At 63.9% G+C, this 20,703-nt stretch carries 19 protein-coding genes and 1 pseudogene; 18 read left to right on the top strand and 2 right to left on the bottom strand.

The features are described from left to right. Positions 1–55: 55 nt before the first annotated feature. The 6 genes from X743_RS164685 to X743_RS164710 all read left to right on the top strand — a co-directional run bounded on the left by X743_RS164685 (position 56) and on the right by X743_RS164710 (position 7,747). On the top strand, positions 56–1,561 hold the full coding sequence (locus X743_RS164685) for an altronate dehydratase family protein (protein WP_023763992.1): 1,506 nt from the start codon (positions 56–58) through the stop codon (positions 1,559–1,561). 63 nt (positions 1,562–1,624) lie between these two features. Beyond that, a complete protein-coding gene (locus tag X743_RS164690) occupies positions 1,625–2,623 on the top strand; it encodes an aldo/keto reductase (RefSeq protein ID WP_023763991.1) in 999 nt (332 codons plus the stop codon). Between the two features lie 332 nt (positions 2,624–2,955). Continuing rightward, positions 2,956–3,948, top strand: coding sequence for an ABC transporter substrate-binding protein (locus X743_RS164695; RefSeq protein WP_013892937.1), 993 nt, complete (start codon positions 2,956–2,958; stop codon positions 3,946–3,948). A 192-nt stretch (positions 3,949–4,140) separates the two neighbouring features. Beyond that, positions 4,141–5,694 carry a sugar ABC transporter ATP-binding protein gene (locus X743_RS164700; RefSeq protein ID WP_023763990.1) on the top strand — a complete coding sequence of 518 codons (1,554 nt, stop codon included), beginning with the start codon at positions 4,141–4,143 and terminating at the stop codon, positions 5,692–5,694. Beyond that, positions 5,691–6,659 carry an ABC transporter permease gene (locus X743_RS164705; protein ID WP_013892935.1) on the top strand — a complete coding sequence of 323 codons (969 nt, stop codon included), beginning with the start codon at positions 5,691–5,693 and terminating at the stop codon, positions 6,657–6,659. The genes X743_RS164700 and X743_RS164705 overlap by 4 nt, the downstream gene beginning before the upstream one ends. A gap of 68 nt (positions 6,660–6,727) precedes the next feature. Further along, positions 6,728–7,747, top strand: coding sequence for a zinc-binding alcohol dehydrogenase family protein (locus X743_RS164710; RefSeq protein ID WP_023763989.1), 1,020 nt, complete (start codon positions 6,728–6,730; stop codon positions 7,745–7,747). A gap of 330 nt (positions 7,748–8,077) precedes the next feature. Here the strand turns inward: X743_RS164710 and phnF are convergent, their stop codons facing one another. Further along, positions 8,078–8,827, bottom strand: a complete 750-nt coding sequence (gene phnF / locus X743_RS164715) for a phosphonate metabolism transcriptional regulator PhnF (RefSeq protein WP_023763988.1) — start codon at positions 8,825–8,827, stop codon at positions 8,078–8,080. A gap of 138 nt (positions 8,828–8,965) precedes the next feature. Between phnF and phnG the strand changes: the two genes are divergently transcribed. From phnG to phnE (X743_RS164770), 12 genes and pseudogenes are all read left to right on the top strand, one after another. Beyond that, complete coding sequence (gene phnG, locus X743_RS164720) at positions 8,966–9,427, top strand: phosphonate C-P lyase system protein PhnG (protein WP_023763987.1); 462 nt, start codon at positions 8,966–8,968, stop codon at positions 9,425–9,427. Continuing rightward, complete coding sequence (phnH, locus tag X743_RS164725) at positions 9,427–10,038, top strand: phosphonate C-P lyase system protein PhnH (RefSeq protein ID WP_023763986.1); 612 nt, start codon at positions 9,427–9,429, stop codon at positions 10,036–10,038. Before phnG ends, phnH begins: the two co-directional genes overlap by 1 nt. A gap of 1 nt (position 10,039) precedes the next feature. Beyond that, positions 10,040–11,152, top strand: coding sequence for a carbon-phosphorus lyase complex subunit PhnI (locus X743_RS164730; protein ID WP_023763985.1), 1,113 nt, complete (start codon positions 10,040–10,042; stop codon positions 11,150–11,152). Beyond that, entirely contained in the window at positions 11,149–12,060 is a 912-nt protein-coding gene (locus X743_RS164735) for an alpha-D-ribose 1-methylphosphonate 5-phosphate C-P-lyase PhnJ (RefSeq protein ID WP_023763984.1), read from the top strand. The genes X743_RS164730 and X743_RS164735 overlap by 4 nt, the downstream gene beginning before the upstream one ends. Next, on the top strand, positions 12,057–12,833 hold the full coding sequence (gene phnK, locus X743_RS164740) for a phosphonate C-P lyase system protein PhnK (protein WP_013892928.1): 777 nt from the start codon (positions 12,057–12,059) through the stop codon (positions 12,831–12,833). The genes X743_RS164735 and phnK overlap by 4 nt, the downstream gene beginning before the upstream one ends. A 205-nt stretch (positions 12,834–13,038) precedes the next feature. Continuing rightward, positions 13,039–13,746, top strand: coding sequence for a phosphonate C-P lyase system protein PhnL (gene phnL, locus X743_RS164745; RefSeq protein WP_023763983.1), 708 nt, complete (start codon positions 13,039–13,041; stop codon positions 13,744–13,746). After that, positions 13,743–14,360, top strand: a complete 618-nt coding sequence (locus X743_RS164750) for a DapH/DapD/GlmU-related protein (protein ID WP_023763982.1) — start codon at positions 13,743–13,745, stop codon at positions 14,358–14,360. Before phnL ends, X743_RS164750 begins: the two co-directional genes overlap by 4 nt. Before the next feature lie 83 nt (positions 14,361–14,443). Further along, positions 14,444–15,155, top strand: a pseudogene (locus X743_RS01000000168605) (DUF1868 domain-containing protein). A 134-nt stretch (positions 15,156–15,289) separates the two neighbouring features. After that, on the top strand, positions 15,290–16,147 hold the full coding sequence (gene phnC / locus X743_RS164755; protein WP_023763979.1) for a phosphonate ABC transporter ATP-binding protein: 858 nt from the start codon (positions 15,290–15,292) through the stop codon (positions 16,145–16,147). 101 nt (positions 16,148–16,248) lie between these two features. Next, complete coding sequence (phnD, locus tag X743_RS164760; protein ID WP_023763978.1) at positions 16,249–17,157, top strand: phosphonate ABC transporter substrate-binding protein; 909 nt, start codon at positions 16,249–16,251, stop codon at positions 17,155–17,157. Positions 17,158–17,212: 55 nt separating this feature from the next. Further along, entirely contained in the window at positions 17,213–18,172 is a 960-nt protein-coding gene (gene phnE, locus X743_RS164765) for a phosphonate ABC transporter, permease protein PhnE (RefSeq protein ID WP_023763977.1), read from the top strand. A 65-nt stretch (positions 18,173–18,237) separates the two neighbouring features. Beyond that, complete coding sequence (phnE, locus tag X743_RS164770; protein ID WP_023763976.1) at positions 18,238–19,605, top strand: phosphonate ABC transporter, permease protein PhnE; 1,368 nt, start codon at positions 18,238–18,240, stop codon at positions 19,603–19,605. A gap of 234 nt (positions 19,606–19,839) precedes the next feature. Here phnE (X743_RS164770) and X743_RS164775 read toward each other — a convergent pair whose 3' ends face one another. Continuing rightward, entirely contained in the window at positions 19,840–20,691 is an 852-nt protein-coding gene (locus tag X743_RS164775) for a sugar phosphate isomerase/epimerase (protein ID WP_023763975.1), read from the bottom strand. Positions 20,692–20,703: the final 12 nt, after the last annotated feature.

The raw sequence follows: 20,703 nt of genomic DNA, 5'->3' as shown, positions 1-20,703 counted from the left end.
TTAACAGGCGCGTGTCAATCCGCCCGCGCATCCCAGGATCACCCAGGAAACGCTCGTGAACGCCTCAAACACCATTCTTCTGTCCCCCGCCGACAATGTCGCGGTTGCCAATGGCCGCATCGAAACAGGCACCGTGCTGCCAGGCGGCGCGCTTGCCAGCTCCGTCATCGAACCCGGCCACAAGGTCGCGATCAAGCCCATTCCCGCCGGTTCCGCGGTGGTCAAATACGCCCAGGCGATCGGCCGCGCCACGCAGGACATCGCGCCGGGCGAGCACGTCCATTCGCACAATCTGGTATTCGAGGCCGGCCGTCTGCCGGTGGTGCCGCCGAGCGAGGCCGAACACGCGACCGAAGCCGATCGCGCCCGCACCTTCATGGGCTATCGGCGCGCCGACGGCCGTGCCGGCACGCGCAACTTCATCGGCATCATCGCCAGCGTCAATTGCTCGGCCACCGTCTGCCATTCCATCGCCGACACCGCCAACCGCACCTTGCTGCCGAAATATCCCGGCATCGACGGCTTCGTGCCCATCGTCCACGGCCAGGGCTGCGGCATGAGCGGCACCGGCGACGGCATGATGGTGCTGCACCGCACGCTTGCCGGCTATGCTCGCCATCCCAATTTCGGCGGCGTGCTGATGGTCGGCCTCGGCTGCGAGGTCAACCAGCTCACCCTCTACGGCCAGAAGGGTGCGGCCGCCGGAAAGCGCCACTTCAACATCCAGGATGCCGGCGGGTCGCGCAAATCGGTCGAGAAGGCGATGGGCGTGCTGGCCGAGATCGCCGAGGAAGTCGGCCAGTTGAAGCGTGAGCCGATCCCGGTCAGCGAGATCGTCGTCGGCCTGCAATGCGGCGGCTCCGACGGCATGTCGGGCATCACCGCCAATCCGGCACTGGGTGCTGCCGTCGACATATTGGCCGGCGTCGGCGGTATCGGCATCCTGTCCGAGACCACGGAAATCTATGGCGCCGAGCATCTGCTCGCCTATCGCGCCGCGACGCCCGAGATCGCCAAGAAACTCGACGGCTATGTGAAGTGGTGGGAAGACCACGTCGCCAAGCATGGCGCCTCGATCGACAACAACCCCTCGCCCGGCAACAAGCGCGGCGGCCTCACCACCATCCTGGAAAAGTCGCTGGGCGCGGTCGCCAAGGGCGGCCAGACGTCGCTCAACGGTGTCTTCGGCTATGCCGAGAAAGTCACCGGCAACGGACTGGTGTTCATGGACACGCCTGGTTACGACCCGGTCTCGGCCACCGGCCAGGTCGCGGGTGGCGCCAATGTCATCGTCTTTACCACTGGCCGCGGTTCCTGCTTCGGCTGCCGGCCGACACCATCGATCAAGGTCGCCACCAACTCGACCATGTATCACCAGATGGAAGAGGACATGGACGTCAATTGCGGCGTCATCGCTTCGGGAGAAAAGACCATCGCCGGCATGGGCCGCGAAATCTTCGAACTGATCGTCGAGACGGCTTCGGGCCGCAAGACCAAGAGCGAGGATTTTGGCTATGGCGACAACGAATTCGTGCCCTGGCATCTCGGCGCGACGCTCTAACGTCGACTGAATATCTGCTAGACTTGCCGGGCCGGACAACGGCCGGCAACGGGGAGGTTGTGCATGGAAAAACGCCGCATCGGCCAGACAGCGCTGGAGGTCACCGAAATCAGCTTCGGCGGCGCCGCGATCGGCGGCCTTTACCGCGCCTGTTCGCGCGAGGCGGCGATGGAGACGCTGCAAGGCGCCTGGGAGGCGGGCTTGCGCTATTTCGACACCGCACCCTTCTATGGTTTCGGCCTGTCGGAACGGCGCTTCGGCGATTTCCTGCGCTATAAGCCGCGCGATTCCTACGTGCTGTCCACCAAGGTCGGCCGCCTGTTCCGCCCGGTGCCCGAGGACCAGGTTCCCGACCATTCCTATGTCGATCCGCTGCCCTTCGCGCTCGACTACGACTATTCCTATGACGGCATCATGCGGTCGGTCGACTTCAGCTATGCCCGGCTTGGCCTGAACAAGATCGACATCCTCTATGTGCATGACATCGGCACCTACACGCACGGCGTCGAGAAGACCAAACTGCACTTTCGCCAGTTGATGGACGGTGGCCTCAAGGCGCTCGAGGAGCTGAAGCGGTCGGGTACGATTTCCGCCTACGGGCTCGGCGTCAACGAAGTCCAGATCTGCCTCGACGTGATGCGCCGGGCGCCGCTCGACTGCATCCTGCTCGCCAGCCGCTATTCGCTGCTCGATCGCAGCGCGGAAGCCGAACTGCTGCCCTTGTGCCGGGCGCAGCAGACATCCCTTGTCATCGGCGGCGTGTTCAACTCCGGCATATTGGCGACCGGGCCCGTACAAGGCGCGCATTTCGACTACCGGCCCGCCAACCGCGATATGCTCGACCGTGTCGACGCCATGGAGAAGATTGCCGGCGAAGGCGGCTACCCGCTGGCCGCCGCCGCATTCCAGTTTCCCCTGCACGAGCCAGCGGTCGCTACCGTGCTGACCGGCACCGCCAAGCTGGCGAACCTGACACGAAACCTCGAACTGCTCGACATCGACGTGCCGGGGACGGAATACGCCAGATATCGTCCCTACACCGTGGTCCAGGATCTGACGTGAAGCCGGTATCCGTCTCGGTATGCCGTCAATGGCAGGCCCGGCTTCACAAATCCGCGACCTCGCAGGAAGAATGAATATTCCATATTGACTGACACATGGAATTAATATTCCATGTGTTCCCAGAATGGAACGGGAGCTTCAGGCTGCATTTGGGAGGAGCGGCGTGTGAATGTATGTTCGCCCGAGACCAGGCGCGAAACACCGCTTGCATCAGCCGGATCGATGCACTATCAAAACAGCGTAAATGTTTTTTATTGATAAAGTTCTGTTTGGGCCACGCCTATCCGAACGGAGCTTCCGTAACGTTCACCGGGCGACTTAGGGAGGATCCTATGAAATTCGTGACCAGCATTCTCAACCGCCGCGCCGTCATGGCGCTGGCCGCGGCGTCCATGCTCGCCGGCGTCATGCATTCGGCGCCGGTTTCGGCGGCGGACGTGACCATTCCGATCATCGTCAAGGACACCACGTCCTTCTATTGGCAGATCGTGCTTGCCGGCGCCCGCAAGGCCGGCAAGGATCTCGGCGTCAACGTACCGGAACTCGGCGCCCAGGCTGAAACCGACGTCAACGGCCAGATCTCGATCCTCGAGAACGCCGTGGCCGGCAGCCCGGCCGCCGTCGTCATCGCGCCGACCGAAGCCAAGGCGCTCGGCAAGCCGATCGACGAGGCGGCGAGCAAGGTCAAGATCATCGGCATCGACTCCAGCGCCGACTCCAAGGCCTTCACCTCGTTCCTGACCACCGACAACGTCCAGGGCGGCCGCGTCGCAGCGGACGGTCTTGCGGCGGCCATCGGCGCGGCCAATGGCGGCAAGGTGGAAGGCAAGGTTGCCTTGATCACCGCACTGCCCGGCGCCGGCTCGCTCGAGCAGCGCGCCCAGGGCTTCAAGGAACAGCTCAAGGCGAAGTATCCCGGCCTTGAACTGGTCGCCGACAAATATGCCGACGGCCAGGCCACGACCGGCCTCAACATCGCGACCGACCTGATCACCGCCAATCCAGACCTGAAGGGCATCTTCGCGTCCAACCTGATCATGGCGCAGGGCGTCGGCCAGGCGATCGCCGAGAACAACCTTGCCGGCAAGGTCGGGCTGATCGGCTTCGACAGCGACGAGAAGCTGATCAAGTTCTTGAACGACGGCGTCATTTCCGGCCTCGTTGTCCAGGATCCGTACCGGATGGGCTATGATGGCATCAAGACCGCGCTCGCCGCCTCGAAGGGCGAAAAGGTCGAGGCCAATGTCGACACCGGCGCCAACCTCGTCACCAAGGCCAACATGAAGGATCCCAAGATCGACGCGCTGCTCAATCCGAAGCTCTAGCATCGGTACAGCCGCACAGTTTCCGGGGCCTCGTGCCCCGGAAACGACAGTCATATAGCTTGGAAATCCGTCAGCCTGGGCTAGGCTGCCTCAGCGGGCGTTCAAGAGCCTCGCGGCGTGCCAAATCGTGAGGCCGGTCTGGGAAGCCAGTCTCGGAGGCCCATTTGGGAGGCCCATTTTGGGAGGATTGTCATGACATCGACGGCGCAAGACCTGCACCCTGCTCCCGTTCTGGAGCCCGGCAGGACGATCCTGGAACTACAGGGGCTGGAGAAGAAATATCCTGGCACCCATGCGCTGAAGCCGGTGACCCTCGCTTTCAAGGCGGGTGAGATTCACGCCATCGTCGGCGAGAACGGTGCCGGCAAATCCACCCTGATCAAGCTTCTGACCGGCGTCATGCCGCGCACCTCGGGTGAGGTCATCTGGGAAGGCAAACCGGCTGCACTCGCGACCCCCCATGAGGCGATGGCGCTCGGCATCAATGCCGTCCACCAGGAAGTCGTGCTCTGCCGCCATCTGACCGTCGCCGCCAACATGTTCCTCGGCGAGGAGAATTCGCGCTTCGGCATCCTGCAGCAGCGCGCCATGGTCAAGGAAGCACAGAAGATCATCGACGATCTCGGCTTCGATCTGCCGGCGCATGTCGTGCTCGGCGACCTCACCATCGGCCAGCAGCAACTGATCGCCGCCGCCCGCGCCACCGTGCGCGGCACCAAATTCCTCATCTTCGACGAGCCGACCGCCTACCTGACCCGCAAGGAGGCGGACCAGCTTTTCACCCTGATCCGCCGGCTGAAATCCGAAGGCGTGACCATCATCTACATCAGCCACCGCATGGAGGAAGTGTTCGAACTCGCCGATCGCGTCTCCGTGCTGCGCGACGGCACGCTGGTCGGCACCAGGAACATCGCCGAGACCAACGACGCCGAACTGGTCAAGCTGATGATCAACCGCTCGATCGAGCAGATCTACCATAAGGAGCATTTCCCCCCGGGTGCCGCGATCGTCGAAGCACGCAACCTGTCCGGCAAGGGGTTTGAAAATATCTCGATGACGGTTCGCGCGGGCGAGATCGTCGGACTCTACGGCCTGATCGGCGCCGGCCGCAGCGAATTCGTCACCACCCTTTACGGCCGCCATCGCAAATCGGGCGGCCATATCCTGTGGGAAGGCAAGGACGTTCTGGTCAATTCCGAGCACGACGCGATCAGGCTCGGCATGGCGCTAGCGCCTGAAAGCCGCCGCGACCAGGGCCTCTGTCTCAATCTGCCGGTCGGCTTCAATCTCAACCTGCCGATCTACAAGCGCATCTCGAACAATCTGCTGATCTCCGGCGTGCAGGAAAAAAACCAGGCCGACCGCCAGATCGCCGATCTCAGGATCAAGACGCCGACGCGCAATGCACTGGCCTCCAGCCTGTCGGGCGGCAACCAGCAGAAGATCGTCATCGGCAAATGGCTGGCGCATGGCGCCAAGCTGTTCATCTTCGACGAGCCGACGGTCGGCGTCGATGTCGGCACCAAGGCCGAGATCTATCGCCTGTTCAGCGCGCTCTTGTCGAAGGGTGCCGGCATTATCCTGATCTCCTCCTATCTGCCGGAAGTCTATGAGCTTGCCGACACGCTGCATGTGTTCCGCCGCGGCAAGCTGGTGGCGACACACGGGTTCCGCACCGCCGATCACGAGGAAATTCTCACTCAGGCGCTCGCCGAGAAACAAGAAAAGCTGGGAGGACAGATATGAGCACCGAGGCGATTCCTGCTGAAAAACCGAAGCGCAACTACAACGCCTTATTCGGACTGACGCTGCTGGCGCTGCTGGTGCTGCTGTGGGTCATCCTGTCACTATCGACATCGAGCTTCGCCTCGGCGAACAACATCTCGAACCTCCTGCGCCAGGGCTCGATGATCGCCATTCTGGCTGTCGGCCAGACCTTCGTCATCATCACCGGAGGCATCGACCTCTCCGTCGGCGCCGTGGTCGGCTTCGCCACCGTCATTGCGGCGATGCTGATCAATGCCGGCATACCAGTGTTCCTCGCCATCCTGATCACGCTGCTGGTGGGCGTCGCCATCGGCCTGTTCCATGGTTTTGGCATCGTCAAGATGGGACTGCCGCCCTTCATCATCACGCTGGCTACGCTGACATCCTTGCGCGGCATCGGCCTTCTGATGACCAACGGCAACTCGATCTCGATCAACAACGATGCCTTCCAGGTATTCTCGCGCAACTCCTTCCTCGGTGTCCCCAATCTGTTCTGGATGGTCATCCTGGTCGGCATCCCCGCCTATGTCTTCCTGCATCACAGCCGCTGGGGACGTTACCTCTTCTCGGTCGGCTCCAACGCCGAAGCCTCGCGCCTATCAGGCGTCAACGTCCAGCGCACCATCTACATGGCCTACACGCTGTCGGGTCTGTGCGCTGCCTTCGTCGGCGTGCTCTTGGCCTCGCGCATCGGCATCGGCAATCCGACCCAGGCCGAGGGCTGGGAACTGCAGGCGATCGCGTCCTCTGTGATCGGCGGCACCTCGCTGTTCGGCGCGGTCGGCTCGGTGCATGGCCCGCTGCTCGGCGCCTTCATACTCGCCACCATCAACAACGGCGCAAACCTGTTGAACGTCAACGCCTTCTGGCAACGCATCATCACCGGCGTTCTGATCATCGTCATTGTCTATTTCGACGGTCTGCGCCGCCGCGGGGGCAAGTGACCACCATTTAAATCGATCGCCGGCCCGCATGATGGGCCGGCGACTTCATGACCGACTGGATTGAAAGCATGAAAGCCGTCGTCTGCCGCTCGCCCGGCGAGCTTGTCCTGGAAGATCGCCCGGCGCCAGGAGCCCCCCCTGCCGGCTGGGCGCTGGTCGCGGTCAGCCATGTCGGCATCTGCGGCACCGATTATCACATCTTCGAAGGCAAGCACCCGTTCCTCGCCTATCCCCGCATCATGGGCCACGAAGTGTCGGGAACGATCGTCGAGACCGGCGAAGGTGTCGAGCTTGCCCTTGGTGAGCCGGTCGTCATCAACCCTTATCTGTCCTGCGGCAAATGCATCGCCTGCCGGCACGGCAAGCCGAATTGCTGCGTCAGGATCGAGGTGCTCGGCGTCCATCGCGACGGCGCCATGTGCGAAAACATTCTTGTCCCGGCTCAAAATCTCTACCCGGCGAACGGCCTGTCGCTGGCGGATGCCGCCGCCGTCGAATTCCTGGCCATCGGCGCGCATGCCGTGCGCCGCTCACGCGCCGATCCCGGCGCCCGCACGCTGGTCATTGGCGCCGGCCCGATCGGGCTCGGCACCGCCATCTTCGCCCGCATCGCCGGGCTCGACGTGACGCTGCTCGACATGAGCAACGAGAGACTTGCCTTCGCCGCAACCGAACTCGGCTACAAGACTCTCGACGGCTCGCGCGGCGCAGCGCCCGATCTGGTCAGGGACGCGACATCAGGCGAAGGTTTCGACGTGGTCTTCGACGCCACCGGCAACACCCGGTCGGTGCAGTCGGCCTTCGCCCATGTCGCCCATGGCGGCACATTGGTGCTGGTCAGCGTCGTCAAGGACGACATCGCTTTTTCCGATCCGGAATTCCACAAGCGCGAGATGACGCTGGTCGGCAGCCGCAATGCCTTGCGTGCTGACTTCGACCATGTCGCTGCCTCGATCCGCAACGGTGCGGTGCCGCTGGCCAAGCTCGTGACCCACCGCACATCGCTCGACGATACGCCGCGCGATCTCGCCCGCTGGGCGCATGAGAAATCCGGCCTGATCAAGGCCGTGATCGAGGTGGGGTCATAACATGGCAGAGCCCGGCCCGAATTGACCACGTCCGCGCAGGTCGACCCCCACTCCGTCTCGGCTTCGCCGAGCCACCTCTCCCCCGATCGACGGGGTAGAGGAAGGCGCAAGCTTGTTGTAGCCAGAGCTCCTTAACCACCAGACTCCCTCCTCTGCCAGCGGGACTCCCTTCCTCTCCCTCCGGAGGGGGGAGAGGTGGCTCGGCCAAGCCGAGACGGAGTGGGGGAAGGCGGTCCTCAAATGCGCCGCCGCTGACAAGTGACCGCGACCGAGTTGGGCTGATGTCAGTGTGAGCCAGATAATCACGATCTCGTACAAGGCCGGCAATCCCTACAGCGCCGACAGCTTCAGCTCCACCCGCTCGGCCGAGAAACGCGTCTCGGAAAACTGGATCGGCTGGCCGTCAGGCGTGACGTTGATGGCGACCGTGACCAGCACGATGGCGCCCGGCTGCAGGCCGAGATCGGCAAGATCGCCCGCATCGGCGTGGCGCGCCGACAGCACGGTCGATTGCCGGAGATAATCGTCAATGCCGAAACGCATCAGCGACGCGGTGATCGAGCCGGTTTGCGCCATGGCCTTGTCGATGCCGGCAAAGCGCCTGGCATCGAACCAGCTGGCCGCGCGCGACACCGGCCGGCCATCTGCTTCGCCGCGCGTCTCCAGCCTTATCACCTCGGCACCCCTGGCCAGGCCAAGACCCTCGGCGACGCGCTGGCTGGCCGGCTCGACCGAGGAAGCCAGCAGCACGGTGTGCCGCTCCGACGTCTGCCCTTGCAGGCCTGTCGAGAAGCGGGTGCGCGCGCCGATCGGATAGGACAGCCGCTTGCGCGACAGCACGAAAGTGCCGCGTCCCTGCTCGGCCCGCAGAACCCCTTCCTGGACGAGGGCTGATATGGCGCTGCGCACTGTGTGGCGGTTGACGCCATAGCGCTCGGCCAGCGCCACCTCCGGCGGCAGAGCCGTATTCTCGGCGAAATCGCCGATGGCGATCGCGTGCAGGATCTTGTCGGCGATCTGCCGCCACAGCGAAACGCCGCTGCGCCGCTCGATGCCGTCAGCCGCCATCTGCCCAATCATGACTTGCCCCACCCAGCTTCTGTCGCCCCAGCCTTCATGACTTGTCACGCACCCGTCATGGACTCGCGATAGGTAATATGTATAATTTGTATAGTTGTCTATATCAATAGACAAATTTAGCAAAGAGGAATGCTGCTGATGCGAGGACAAGAAGCCCGGGACCAGGCGGGGCGCAAAGCCGCCATGGCAACGCTGGCGCAATCCAGCGGTGATGACATCGTCCGGCTCTGGAACGAGGCCGGGCTGCCTTCGGAGGCTGAATTGCTGCGTGGCCCCGAGACCGGGCTGGTGACGTTGCGCGGCCGGATCGGCGGTGGCGGCGCGCCCTTCAATGTCGGTGAGGCAACGGTCACCCGCGCCACCGTCCGCCTGCCGTCGGGACAGGTTGGCCATTGCTACGCGCTTGGCCGCGACAAGCAGAAGGCCAAGCTGGCGGCAATAGCCGACGCGCTGTGGCAGGACCCTGCCCGCCGCGCCGAGGTCGAGACCCGGCTGATTGCGCCTCTGCAATCCGCCTTGGCCACCGCCCAGGAGAAACGCCGCGCCGAGACGGCGGCAACAAAGGTGGATTTCTTCACCATGGTTCGCGGAGAAGATTGATGGAGATCGCAGCGCAATCGATCGAAGGCGGTTTCGCCGATCCGGTCTTCAACGCCCAGGCGGTGTTCCGCGCGATCATGGACGCCATGGCGCGGCCGGGCAGCGTGCAGCCCTTGCCCGCCCTGGCCCGCCCGCCGGCACCGCTCTCGGCAACAGCCGGCGCCATCGCGCTGGCGCTCTGCGACAACGACACGCCGCTCTGGCTCGACCCCGCCCTGCACGCCTCCGCCGCGATCGGCTCCTGGCTCGGCTTCCACACCGGCGCACCGCTGGCCAACACGCCAGCCGATGCGCATTTCGCCTTCATCGCCACGCCCGCCGAGATGATGGCGATCGACGGCTTTTCGCAGGGAACGCAGGACTATCCCGACCGCTCGACCACCCTGATCCTGCAGGTGGCCGATTTTGCTTCAGGCGCCCCGCTGTTGCTTGAGGGCCCCGGCATCGAAACCAGCGCGACGATCGCACCGGCGCAGATGCCGCGCCATTTTGTCGAGCAGTGGAAGCAAAACAATCAGCGCTTTCCACGCGGCGTCGACTTCATCCTCGCCACATCGGAAGGCGTGGCCTGCCTGCCGCGCACGACGCGCATCAAGACGATGGAGGCCTAGGATGTATGTCGCGGTAAAAGGCGGCGAGGCCGCAATTGCCAATGCCCACAGCTTGCTTGCGGATCGTCGGCGCGGCGACCGTTCGGTGCCCGCGCTTCGCCTAGACCAGATCGTCGAGCAGTTGGCGCTCGGCGTCGACCGGGTGATGAGCGAGGGTTCGCTCTACGACCGCGAACTCGCCGCGCTCGCCATCGTCCAGGCGCGCGGCGACATGATCGAGGCGATCTTCCTGGTGCGCGCCTATCGCACCACGCTGCCGCGTTTCGGCTACTCGAAGCCGATCGACACCGGCGCCATGCGGGTCGAGCGGCGCGTGTCGGCGACCTACAAGGATCTGCCAGGCGGCCAGCTGCTCGGACCGACCTTCGACTATACCCACCGGCTGCTCGACCCGGACCTTGCCGCCGGCGCCGATGTCGCGGAGCCGCTGCAGCGCGAGACGGAAGCGCAGGCGATGCCGCGCGTCTCGGCGATCCTCGCCCGCGAAGGCCTGATCGAGCCGGATGGCGAGATGCCGCAGGACCATGTCCCCGGCGACATCACCCGCGAGCCGCTGGAATTCCCGATGGCGCGCGACATCCGCTTGCAGGCGCTGTCGCGCGGCGATGAGGGCTTCCTGCTGGCGCTCGGCTATTCCACCCAGCGCGGCTATGCCCGCAACCACCCCTTTGTCGGCGAAATCCGCATCGGCGAGGTCGAACTGGAGCTCGACGTGCCCGAACTGCCCTTCGCGGTGCCGCTCGGCTGCGTGCGCGTCACCGAATGCCAGATGGTCAACCAGTTCAAGGGCTCGGCCAAGGCGCCGCCGCAATTCACCCGCGGCTACGGTCTGGTCTTCGGCCAGAGCGAGCGCAAGGCGATGGCGATGGCGCTCTGCGACCGCGCGCTGCGCGCCTCGGAACTGGGCGAGGACGTCGTTGCCGCCGCCCAGGACGAGGAGTTCGTCATTTCGCATTCAGACAATGTCCAGGCGACCGGCTTCGTCGAGCATCTGAAGCTGCCGCACTATGTCGACTTCCAGGCCGAACTCGACCTCGTGCGCCGCATGCGCGCCGAGTATGAGGCACGCGAAAATCCGATGGCGAAGGACGAGAAGAAGGAGGCGGCGGAATGACGACGCAATCGACCGACATCGCCACCTACAATTTCGCCTATCTCGACGAACAGACCAAAAGGATGATCCGCCGGGCGATCCTCAAGGGCATCGCCATTCCCGGCTACCAGGTACCCTTCGCCTCGCGCGAAATGCCGATGCCTTATGGCTGGGGCACCGGCGGCGTGCAGGTCACCGCCTCGATCATTGGCCCCGACGATGTCCTGAAGGTCATCGACCAGGGCGCCGACGACACCACCAACGCGGTCTCCATCCGCGCCTTCTTCAAAAAGGTCGCCAATGTCGCCGTCACCACCGATACCGCCAGCGCCACCATCATCCAGACCCGCCACCGCATCCCCGAGCATCCGCTGACGGCGGGCCAGGTGCTGGTCTATCAGGTGCCGATCCCCGAACCTCTGCGTTTCCTGGAACCGCGTGAGACCGAAACGCGAAAAATGCATGCGCTGGAGGAATACGGGCTCATGCATGTGAAGCTCTACGAGGACATCGCCAAGCACGGCCGCATCGCCACCACCTATGCCTATCCGGTCAAGGTCGAGGGCCGTTATGTGATGGACCCGTCGCCGACGCCGAAATTCGACAATCCCAAGATGCACCGCTCGCCGGCCCTGCAACTGTTCGGCGCCGGCCGCGAGAAGCGTATCTACGCGGTGCCGCCGTTCACCGAGGTCGTCAGCCTGGACTTCGAGGATCATCCGTTCGAAGTCCAGACCTTCGACCAGCCCTGCGCGCTGTGCGCGGCCGAGAATGTCTATCTCGACGAGGTCATTCTCGACGATCATGGCGGCCACATGTTCGTCTGCTCCGACACCGATTATTGCGAGAAGCGGCGGGCCGACGGCCATCGCGGCCACCTTGCTCCGGAAACCCATTCCGTCTCGGAAAAAATGGAGCCAGCGCAATGACCGACGAACCACTGCTGCGCGTCTCGGCGCTCTCCAAATTCTACGGCTCGCGCGTCGGCTGCGACAATGTTTCCTTCGACCTGTGGCCGGGCGAGGTCCTGGCTGTGGTCGGCGAATCCGGCTCCGGCAAGACGACGCTGCTCAACTGCCTGTCGACGCGGCTGCTGCCCTCGTCCGGCACCGCCAGCTACCGCATGCGCGACGGCCAGTTCCGCGAGCTCTACCGCATGAGCGAGGCCGAGCGCCGCTTCCTGATGCGCACCGACTGGGGCTTCGTCCATCAGAACCCCGCCGATGGCCTGCGCATGACGGTGTCTGCCGGCGCCAATGTCGGCGAACGATTGATGGCGGTCGGCGACCGCCACTATGGCAAGATCCGCGCCACCGCCGTCGACTGGCTGTCGCGCGTCGAGATCGAGCAAGACCGCATCGACGACGAGCCGCGCGCCTTTTCCGGCGGCATGCGCCAGCGCTTGCAGATCGCCCGCAATCTCGTCACCGGACCACGGCTGGTGTTCATGGACGAGCCGACCGGCGGCCTCGATGTTTCGGTCCAGGCACGCCTGCTCGACCTCCTGCGCGGGCTGGTCACCGATCTCGGTCTCGCGGCCATCGTCGTCACCCACGACCTCGCGGTGGCGCGCCTCCTGTCGCAGCGCATGATGGTGATGAAGGACGGCCGCGTCGTCGAAAGCGGCCTCACCGACCGCGTGCTCGACGATCCGCGCGCGCCCTACACCCAGTTGCTTGTTTCCTCGATTTTGCAGGTGTGACGATGGCGCCAAGGCACCCCCCTCTGGCCTGCCGGCCATCTCCCCCTCAAGGGGGGAGATTGGCTGTCACTTCCGTTTTCGCCAATTTTCGACGTCGGAGAATGTGCGAGGCCGAAAAGCTTTCGATCTCCCCCCTTGAGGGGGAGATGGCCGGCAGGCCAGAGGGGGGCGCTGGCCCGCAAACGAACGACTGGAGAACCTGCTGATGCCGACCCCGCTCGTTGTTTCCGACGTCGCCAAGAGCTTCACCATGCACCTGCGCGATGGCATCAAGCTGCCTGTCGTCGCTGGAGTCTCGTTCTCCATCAAGGCCGGCGAATGCACGGTGCTCGGCGGCCCGTCCGGTGCCGGCAAGAGTTCGATCCTGAAGATGCTCTACGGCAATTATGCCGTCGACGAGGGCCAGATCATCGTCACGCACGATGACGCGCTGATCGATCTCGCCAACGCCAGCCCGCGCACCGTTCTTGCCGTGCGCCGGCAAACGATCGGCTATGTCAGCCAGTTCTTGCGCGCCGTGCCACGCGTCTCGGCGCTGGATGTGGTCGCCGAACCGCTGTTCGAGCGTGGCGAGGAGCGCGAGGCGGCGAGAGGCAAGGCGCGCGCGCTGCTGGCGCAGCTCAACCTGCCGGAGAAACTCTGGGCGCTGCCGCCGGCGACCTTCTCCGGCGGCGAGCAGCAGCGTGTCAACATCGCGCGCGGCTTCATCACCGAGCACCCGATCCTGCTGCTCGATGAACCGACCGCCTCGCTCGATGCCAGGAACCGCGACGTGGTGATCGAACTCATCGCCGCCAAGAAGGCGGACGGCGTCGCCCTGCTCGGCATCTTCCACGACCACGACGTGCGCGAGGCGGTTGCCGACCGCATCATCGACGTCACCGCGTTTGCCCCCGGGAAAATCGCCGCATGAGCAGGAAATTGTCGGAGACGCCGCTGGTTCACCCGACGGCGGAGGTGCACAATTCCACGCTCGGCCGCTGGACCGAGATCGCCGACCGCAGCCGGGTCTCGGAAAGCGAACTCGGCGACTATTCATACATGATGCAGGATTGCGCCGTCTGGTGCGCTACGATCGGCAAGTTTGCCAACATCGCCGCGAGCGTGCGCCTCAATGCCACCAACCACCCGACGTGGCGGCCGACGCTGCACCACTTCACCTACCGCGCCTCGGACTATTGGGACGACGCCGAGCACGAGAGCGAATTCTTCGCGGAGCGTCGCGCCAAGCGCGTCACCATCGGCCACGACACCTGGCTCGGCCATGGCTCGACCGTCCTGCCCGGCATAACGGTCGGCGATGGCGCGGCGGTTGGCGCTGGAGCCGTCGTATCGAAAGATGTCGCCCCCTACACGATTGTCGCCGGCGTGCCGGCAAAACCGATCCGCGAGCGCTTCGACCGCCGAACGGCCGAACGCTATCAGGCACTCGCCTGGTGGGATTGGGATCACGCTCGGCTGCGTGCCTCACTCGACGATTTCCGGGAACTGTCTGCCGAAGCCTTCCTGGAGAAATACGAGGGATAGCTCCTCACATCGTCGTCATGGGAACTCGTTCATACCCTTGACACACGACTCGGACACGAGGCCATCTCCCCAAGGAGATCGCCATGCCCGACACAATCAGCCCCTCGCTCGCTGGATTCTTTGCCGGCTCCAACCCGACGCCACCGGCGCATCTTGGCACGCGCTACGACACGTCGGGCAACTTCCTGATCGAGCCCGGCAACACCGTCGTCAGTCACCTGGTCGGCGGCTCGCCGTCGCAGGCCGTGGTGCTTGCGGTGCGCGAGAAGATGAGGGCGATGCCCGATGCTGATCGGCTGGCCTTCACGCCCGTCTCCAGCCTGCACATGACGCTGTTCCAAGGCATCATCGAAAATCGCCGCCGCTTGCCCTACTGGCCGCAGGATGTCCCGCTCGACACCGGCATCGAGGCCATGACCCGCCTTTACCTGGAACGGCTAAAGGATTTCCGGGGCTTCGGCCCGTTCAACATCAAGGTGGTCGAAATCGTGCCGACCGGCCTCACCGTTGCCGGCGCGACCGACGACGACGTGCGCATCATGCGGTCAATGGCGCGATGCGCTGGCGGTGCCGTTCGGGTACCGGCACCCCGATCACGACGCTTACGTCTTCCACATCACCCTCGCCTATCAGATCCAGCGTCTTGCCGACGACAGGGCGGCCGCGTGGCAGACGCTGTTCGACGATTGCCTGGCGCTTCTCGCGCGCCAGGCGCCGGTGATCGAGATCAAGCCGCCCGCCTTCTGCAGCTTCCGCGACATGGAGCATTTCGAGGAATTGCTGGTCCTCGGCTGATCGCGCGGAAACGGGCGCATGACGCAGCGCCTGTGGAGCGTAACAAAACTGACATCCAGGCGACATGGCAGGTTCATGTGGCTGCGTTAGGCGAGAAGCCTGACGATCAACATGGTCCTGACGGGAACCTGCCCATGCCAGCAACCTCAGCCACGCTCGAAATCCGCGGCGTCACCCGACGATTTGGCAAGAACACCGCTGTCAGCGATATCAACATCTCGATCCCGCAGGGTCAGATGGTCGGCGTCATCGGCCGTTCCGGCGCCGGCAAATCGACCCTTCTTCGCATGATCAACCGTCTCATCGATCCCAGCCAGGGGTCGATTTTTTTTGACGGCGCCGAAGTCTCCCAGTTGCGCGGCTCGCCGCTGCGGCGCTGGCAGCGCGACTGCGCCATGATCTTCCAGCAGTTCAACCTAGTGCCGCGCCTCGACGTGCTGACCAATGTGCTGCTCGGCAAGCTGAACCACCGTTCGACGATATCGAACCTTTTCGGCATGTTCTCCCGCGCCGAATGCGCCGAGGCCGTCGCCGCCCTTGAGCGGCTCGACATGGCCCGCACCGCACTGCAGCCCGCCGGAACGCTATCGGGCGGACAGCAGCAGCGCGTCGCCATCGCCCGCGCCATGATGCAGCAGCCCAGGGTGATCCTCGCCGACGAGCCGATCGCCTCGCTCGACCCGCTCAATGCCAAGGTGGTGATGGATTCGCTGCAGGACATCAATCTGCGCGAGGGCATCACGGTCGTCACCAACCTCCACACCCTGGATACCGCCCGCACCTATTGCAACCGCATCATCGGCATGGCCGCCGGCAAGGTCGTCTTCGATGGAGCGCCGGAAGAGCTTGACCGCGAGGCCGTCCGTCTCGTCTACGGCGCCGACAGCAATGGTGGCGAGATTTCGGAGGCCATCACCTCCACCAGCGTTGCCTTCAAGCGAAAGATCGCCGCATCCGCCGGACCGCTCGAACCTGCATTCCCAGCTTACTGAGTTCAAGAAAGAGCGGCTCGGATCGTCCGCCCGCGTCAAGGGCACCTGTCAAAATCAATAACGCTGCCGGCGCGGGGCCGGAACCTACAGGAGAGATATCAATGTTCAGGAAGATGGTTCTCAGCGCCGTTTCGGTGCTCGCCATGGCCACCAGCATGGCCCACGCCGCCGACATGAAGGAATTCCGAGTCGGCATTCTCGGTGGCGAGAACGAAACCGACCGGCTGCGCAACTACCAGTGCCTGGCCGACCATTTGAAGGCCGAATTCGGTTTCGAAAAGGTCTCGCTGTTCCCGGCCGCCGACTATGACGGCGTCATCCAGGGCCTGCTCGGCGGTACGCTCGATTTCGCCGAACTCGGCGCTTCCGGCTACGCCAGCGTCGCGCTGAAGGACCCGAAGGCCGTTACCCCGATCCTCACCACCCAGCAGACCGACGGCGCCACCGGCTATTATTCGATCGGCCTGGCACTCAAGTCCTCCGGTATCACCGACATCAAATCGGCCAAGGGCAAGAAGCTCGGCTACGCCGATCCGGATTCGACCTCGGGCTACCTGATCCCGCTGACCCAGATCCCGAAGGACACCGGCGCTTCGAACGAGACCTTCTTCGCTTCGACCCAGTTCAACGGCGGCCACGAGAACAACGTCCTGGCCGTGCGTGACGGCAAGGTCGACGTCGCCGTGGACGATTCCTCGGGCATCGGCGACTTCAAGAACGGCTACACTTCGGGCACCTTCCACAAGGAAGTCGCCAAGGGCGCCGTCGACCCCAACGACTTCGTCGAAGTCTGGCGCTCGGGCCTGATTCCGAACGGCCCGCTGGTCGTGCGCACCGCGCTTGGCGACGACATGACCGCCAAGCTGACCGCCTTCTTCACCGACCTGCCCAAGAAGGACAAGGCTTGCTTCGAAGGCGTGGAAGGCGGCGATTTTACCGGCTACGTTCCGGTGAAGGCGGACTTCTACAACGTCATCGTCGAAGCCCGTAAGGCAGCCATCGGCGGCTAACGGCGAAATCGGAAAGGGCGGCGCTGAAAACGCCGCCCTTTTTGCATCTCCGATCATGACCCTTTCCGTGACAGCCCCCTCTTCTGGCGCTACCCATCAGATGGCCGATGCCTGGCGACGACAGACGTCGTTGCGCCGGTTCTATACCGCCCTCGGCGTCGCGCTGCTGCTTGTCGCCATGCTCGCCAGCATGTGGTTTGCCGACGAAGCCAATGCCGGCCACTTCTTCGACCGGCTGCCGCACATCCTGGATTTCCTGAGCTGGCTGGTCCCCAGGGACTGGAACGACGTCTGGCGGGCCTTGTTCGACATCGCCTCGCCGCATGATACCGGCACCCAGGAATTCAACTTCCCGCTTGGCCGCGTCTATGTCTGGGGCGGCCTCTACATCCCCGAATATTTCGAGCTGATGCTGACCACGGTGAACGTGGCGCTGGTCTCCACCTTCATCGGTTTCGTCTTCGCCGTGCCGTTCTCCTTCATCGCCGCGCGCAACCTGACGCCGCACCCTGTGCTGCGGCTTGTCGTCAAGCGCTTCATGGAATTGCTGCGCGCCTTCCCCGAGATCGTCATCGCCGGCCTGTTCGCGGCCATCGTCTCGATCGGCCCGGTCGCCGCCATCATCGCCATCGGCCTGCATTCGATCGGCGCGCTGGGCAAGCTTTTCTACGAGATCAATGAAAACATCGACATGCGGGCCGAGGAAGGCCTGCGGGCGGTTGGCGCCAACTGGTTCGAGCGGGTGCGCTTTGCCGGCCTGCCGCAGGTTCTGCCGAACTTCATGTCCTACACGCTGCTGCGGATCGAGATCAACGTTCGCATCTCCACCATCATGGGCGCGGTCGGCGGCGGCGGCATTGGCGAGGAGCTCAAGCTCTCCATCTCGCGCGGCTTCGGCGCCAAGACGCTGGCCCTGGTGCTGCTCCTTTTCACCACCATCTTCATCGTCGACCAGTTCTCAGCCTGGCTGCGCCGCAAGCTCGTCGGCGAGCAGGCCTTCGTGATGGGGGCTTAGACCATGGTCCCGAAAAGTGGAGGCCGGTTTTCGGAAGAGATCATGGTCAAACAAAAAGACGAATCATGGCGACCATGACGGCGGATGAAATCAGCGCGATCGAGGACCGCTTTCCGCAGGTGTTCCGGCGCCCGGCCTACAAGCGCTTCGGTCCGCTGTTCCTGCTTCTGGGCACGGTGCTCTACCTCGCCTATGCGATGTGGTTCTTCAGCCTGCCGCAGGTGCTGCGGGAATCGCACTGGGAGCGCCTGCCGCTGTTCCTGTCGCAGTGGGTCAGCTACGATCTGCAGCCGGAGTTTCGCCTCGACCAAGCCGAGATCACGCCAAAATATCCGCGCTTCTCCGCGCTTGGCGAGAACCCGAACCCCGACTGGGTGATCAGGAACCCGGACGGCACATTCACCGTGCGGATCGACGGGCCGGCTAAATCCGTCACTTTCGACAAGGCGCAGGCGACGATCATGGCCAACGGCCAGACCGTGCCTGTCACGCTGACCAGCGGCAAGCCGGTTATCTCAGGCCCGGTGCCGGACTGGATCACCGCGCATGACGACGAAGTGGTCGCCAAGATGGGCTTCGCCGGCGAGGTGCGCGTCACCGTCGACCGCGTCAAAGTGCGCAAGCGCTTCCTCGGCTGGGCGAATTTCGTCTTCGATACCCGCTCGCCCTTCTTCGGCAAATCGGCGGGAGACGTGCTCTCGCTGATCGTGTCCGGGCCGCAGCTGAAACCCGGCACCTCGAACCTCGCGCTTGCCGGCGACAACATCTGGAACAACGCCCAGTGGCAGCACGGCGACGTTTGGACGAAGCTGCTGCAGACCATCGTCATGGCGTTTCTGGGCACGCTGCTCGGGGGCATCGTCGCCTTTCCGCTGGCATTCTTCGCCGCCCGCAATATCACGCCGAGCGGATTGCTGAGCCAAGTGCTCAAGCGCTTCTTCGACTTCATGCGCTCGGTCGACATGCTGATCTGGGCATTGTTCTTCACCCGCGCCTTCGGGCCAGGGCCACTGGCCGGCAGCGCGGCGATCTTCTTCACCGAGATCGGCACGCTCGGCAAAACCTATTCCGAGGCGTTGGAGAACATCGACGACAAGCCGCGCGAGGGCGTCGTCTCGACCGGCGCCAACGGCCTTCTGGTGCAGCGCTACGGCGTGATACCGGAAGTGGTGCCCGTGTTCATCAGCCAGACGCTCTACCAGTGGGAATCCAACACCCGCGGTGCCACCATCATCGGCGCCGTCGGCGCCGGCGGCATCGGCCTGAAATTATGGGAAGCGATGCGCACCAACTCCAATTGGGCCAACGTCTTCTACATGGTGCTGCTGACGCTGGTGGTGGTCTTCATCTTCGACAACATCTCCAACTTCCTGCGCCGCAGGCTCAGCCGGACGATCCACGATTACAACAGGATCCAGGCTGAACAGGGGTAGGCATCTTCCAGAATGCGGCGAGATGTCGGCGGGACAGCACCCCCCTCTGGCCTGCCGGCCATCTCCCCCGCAAGGAGGGAGATTGGCAGTTTCACAGGTGGCGCCTCCATTGCAACACTGGAGACTGGCGAAAGCCAGCACAACATCCGATCTCCCCCCTTGCGGGGGAGATGTCCGGCAGGACAGAGGGGGGTGTGAAGGAACGCGGCGTTCGTTGGACGGCGGCATTGTTACCTAAGCCGCCCCTCTCCACCCATCCTTGATATGCTTATACCCATCCCGATAAACCGCTTCCGGGCTCTCCGAAAAATCGCGCCACACCTTGGTCGCCGCCGCCAGTTCCTTGAGCGACCGCCCGAAAGCCTCGATCGTCAGCCAGTCGTCATAGCCGCTCTTGCGGATCGCAGCGAACGTCTCTTTCCACGGAATGTTGCCGCGCCCCGGCACGCCGCGATCATTCTCCGAAATATGGATGTGCACGATATTGCGGCGGTGCTTCGTGTAGGCGCCGATCGGATCGGCCTCTTCGATATTGGCGTGGAATGTGTCGTACATAGCCTTGATATGCGGCCGGTCGATGGCGTCGATATGCTCCGACAGGTCGGCGATCGTGTTGAGAAGATAGCATTCGAAGCGGTTCAGCGCCTCGAGCCCGATGGTGACCCCCCGCTTGCCGGCATGGTCGCCGATGGCGCGTTGCGAGGCGATCGAGCGTTTCTTCTCGGCGGCTGTCGGCCCGGAACCGGAAAAGGCGCCGAGCGTCGAGTGCAGCGGACCGCTCAGCGTCCTCGCCCCAAGCGCATCGGCGCAATCGACAGCCCACTTCATGTAGTCGACCCCAGCCTTGCGCGTGGCCGCATCGGCCGAGATCAGGTTCATCGCCGGATCGCCCATTGCCGAGACCGCGGTCCGCTCCAAGCCGATGCTGTCGAGCAGTTCGCCCAATTTCCTGTAGTCGTCCGGCGTGCCGGAAAAGATCGGTATCTCGACGCCATCGAAGCCGGTCGCCTTGATGTCGCGTAGCAGCGGCTCGTGCTTCTTCGACACTGCCGTCGTCCACAAGAACATGCACATGCCGATTTTCATCGACGCCCCTCC

It is taken from the genome of Mesorhizobium sp. LNHC232B00 (assembly GCF_000502435.1).
Lineage (GTDB): Bacteria > Pseudomonadota > Alphaproteobacteria > Rhizobiales > Rhizobiaceae > Mesorhizobium > Mesorhizobium opportunistum.
This window is presented reverse-complemented; position numbering and strand designations above follow the sequence as displayed.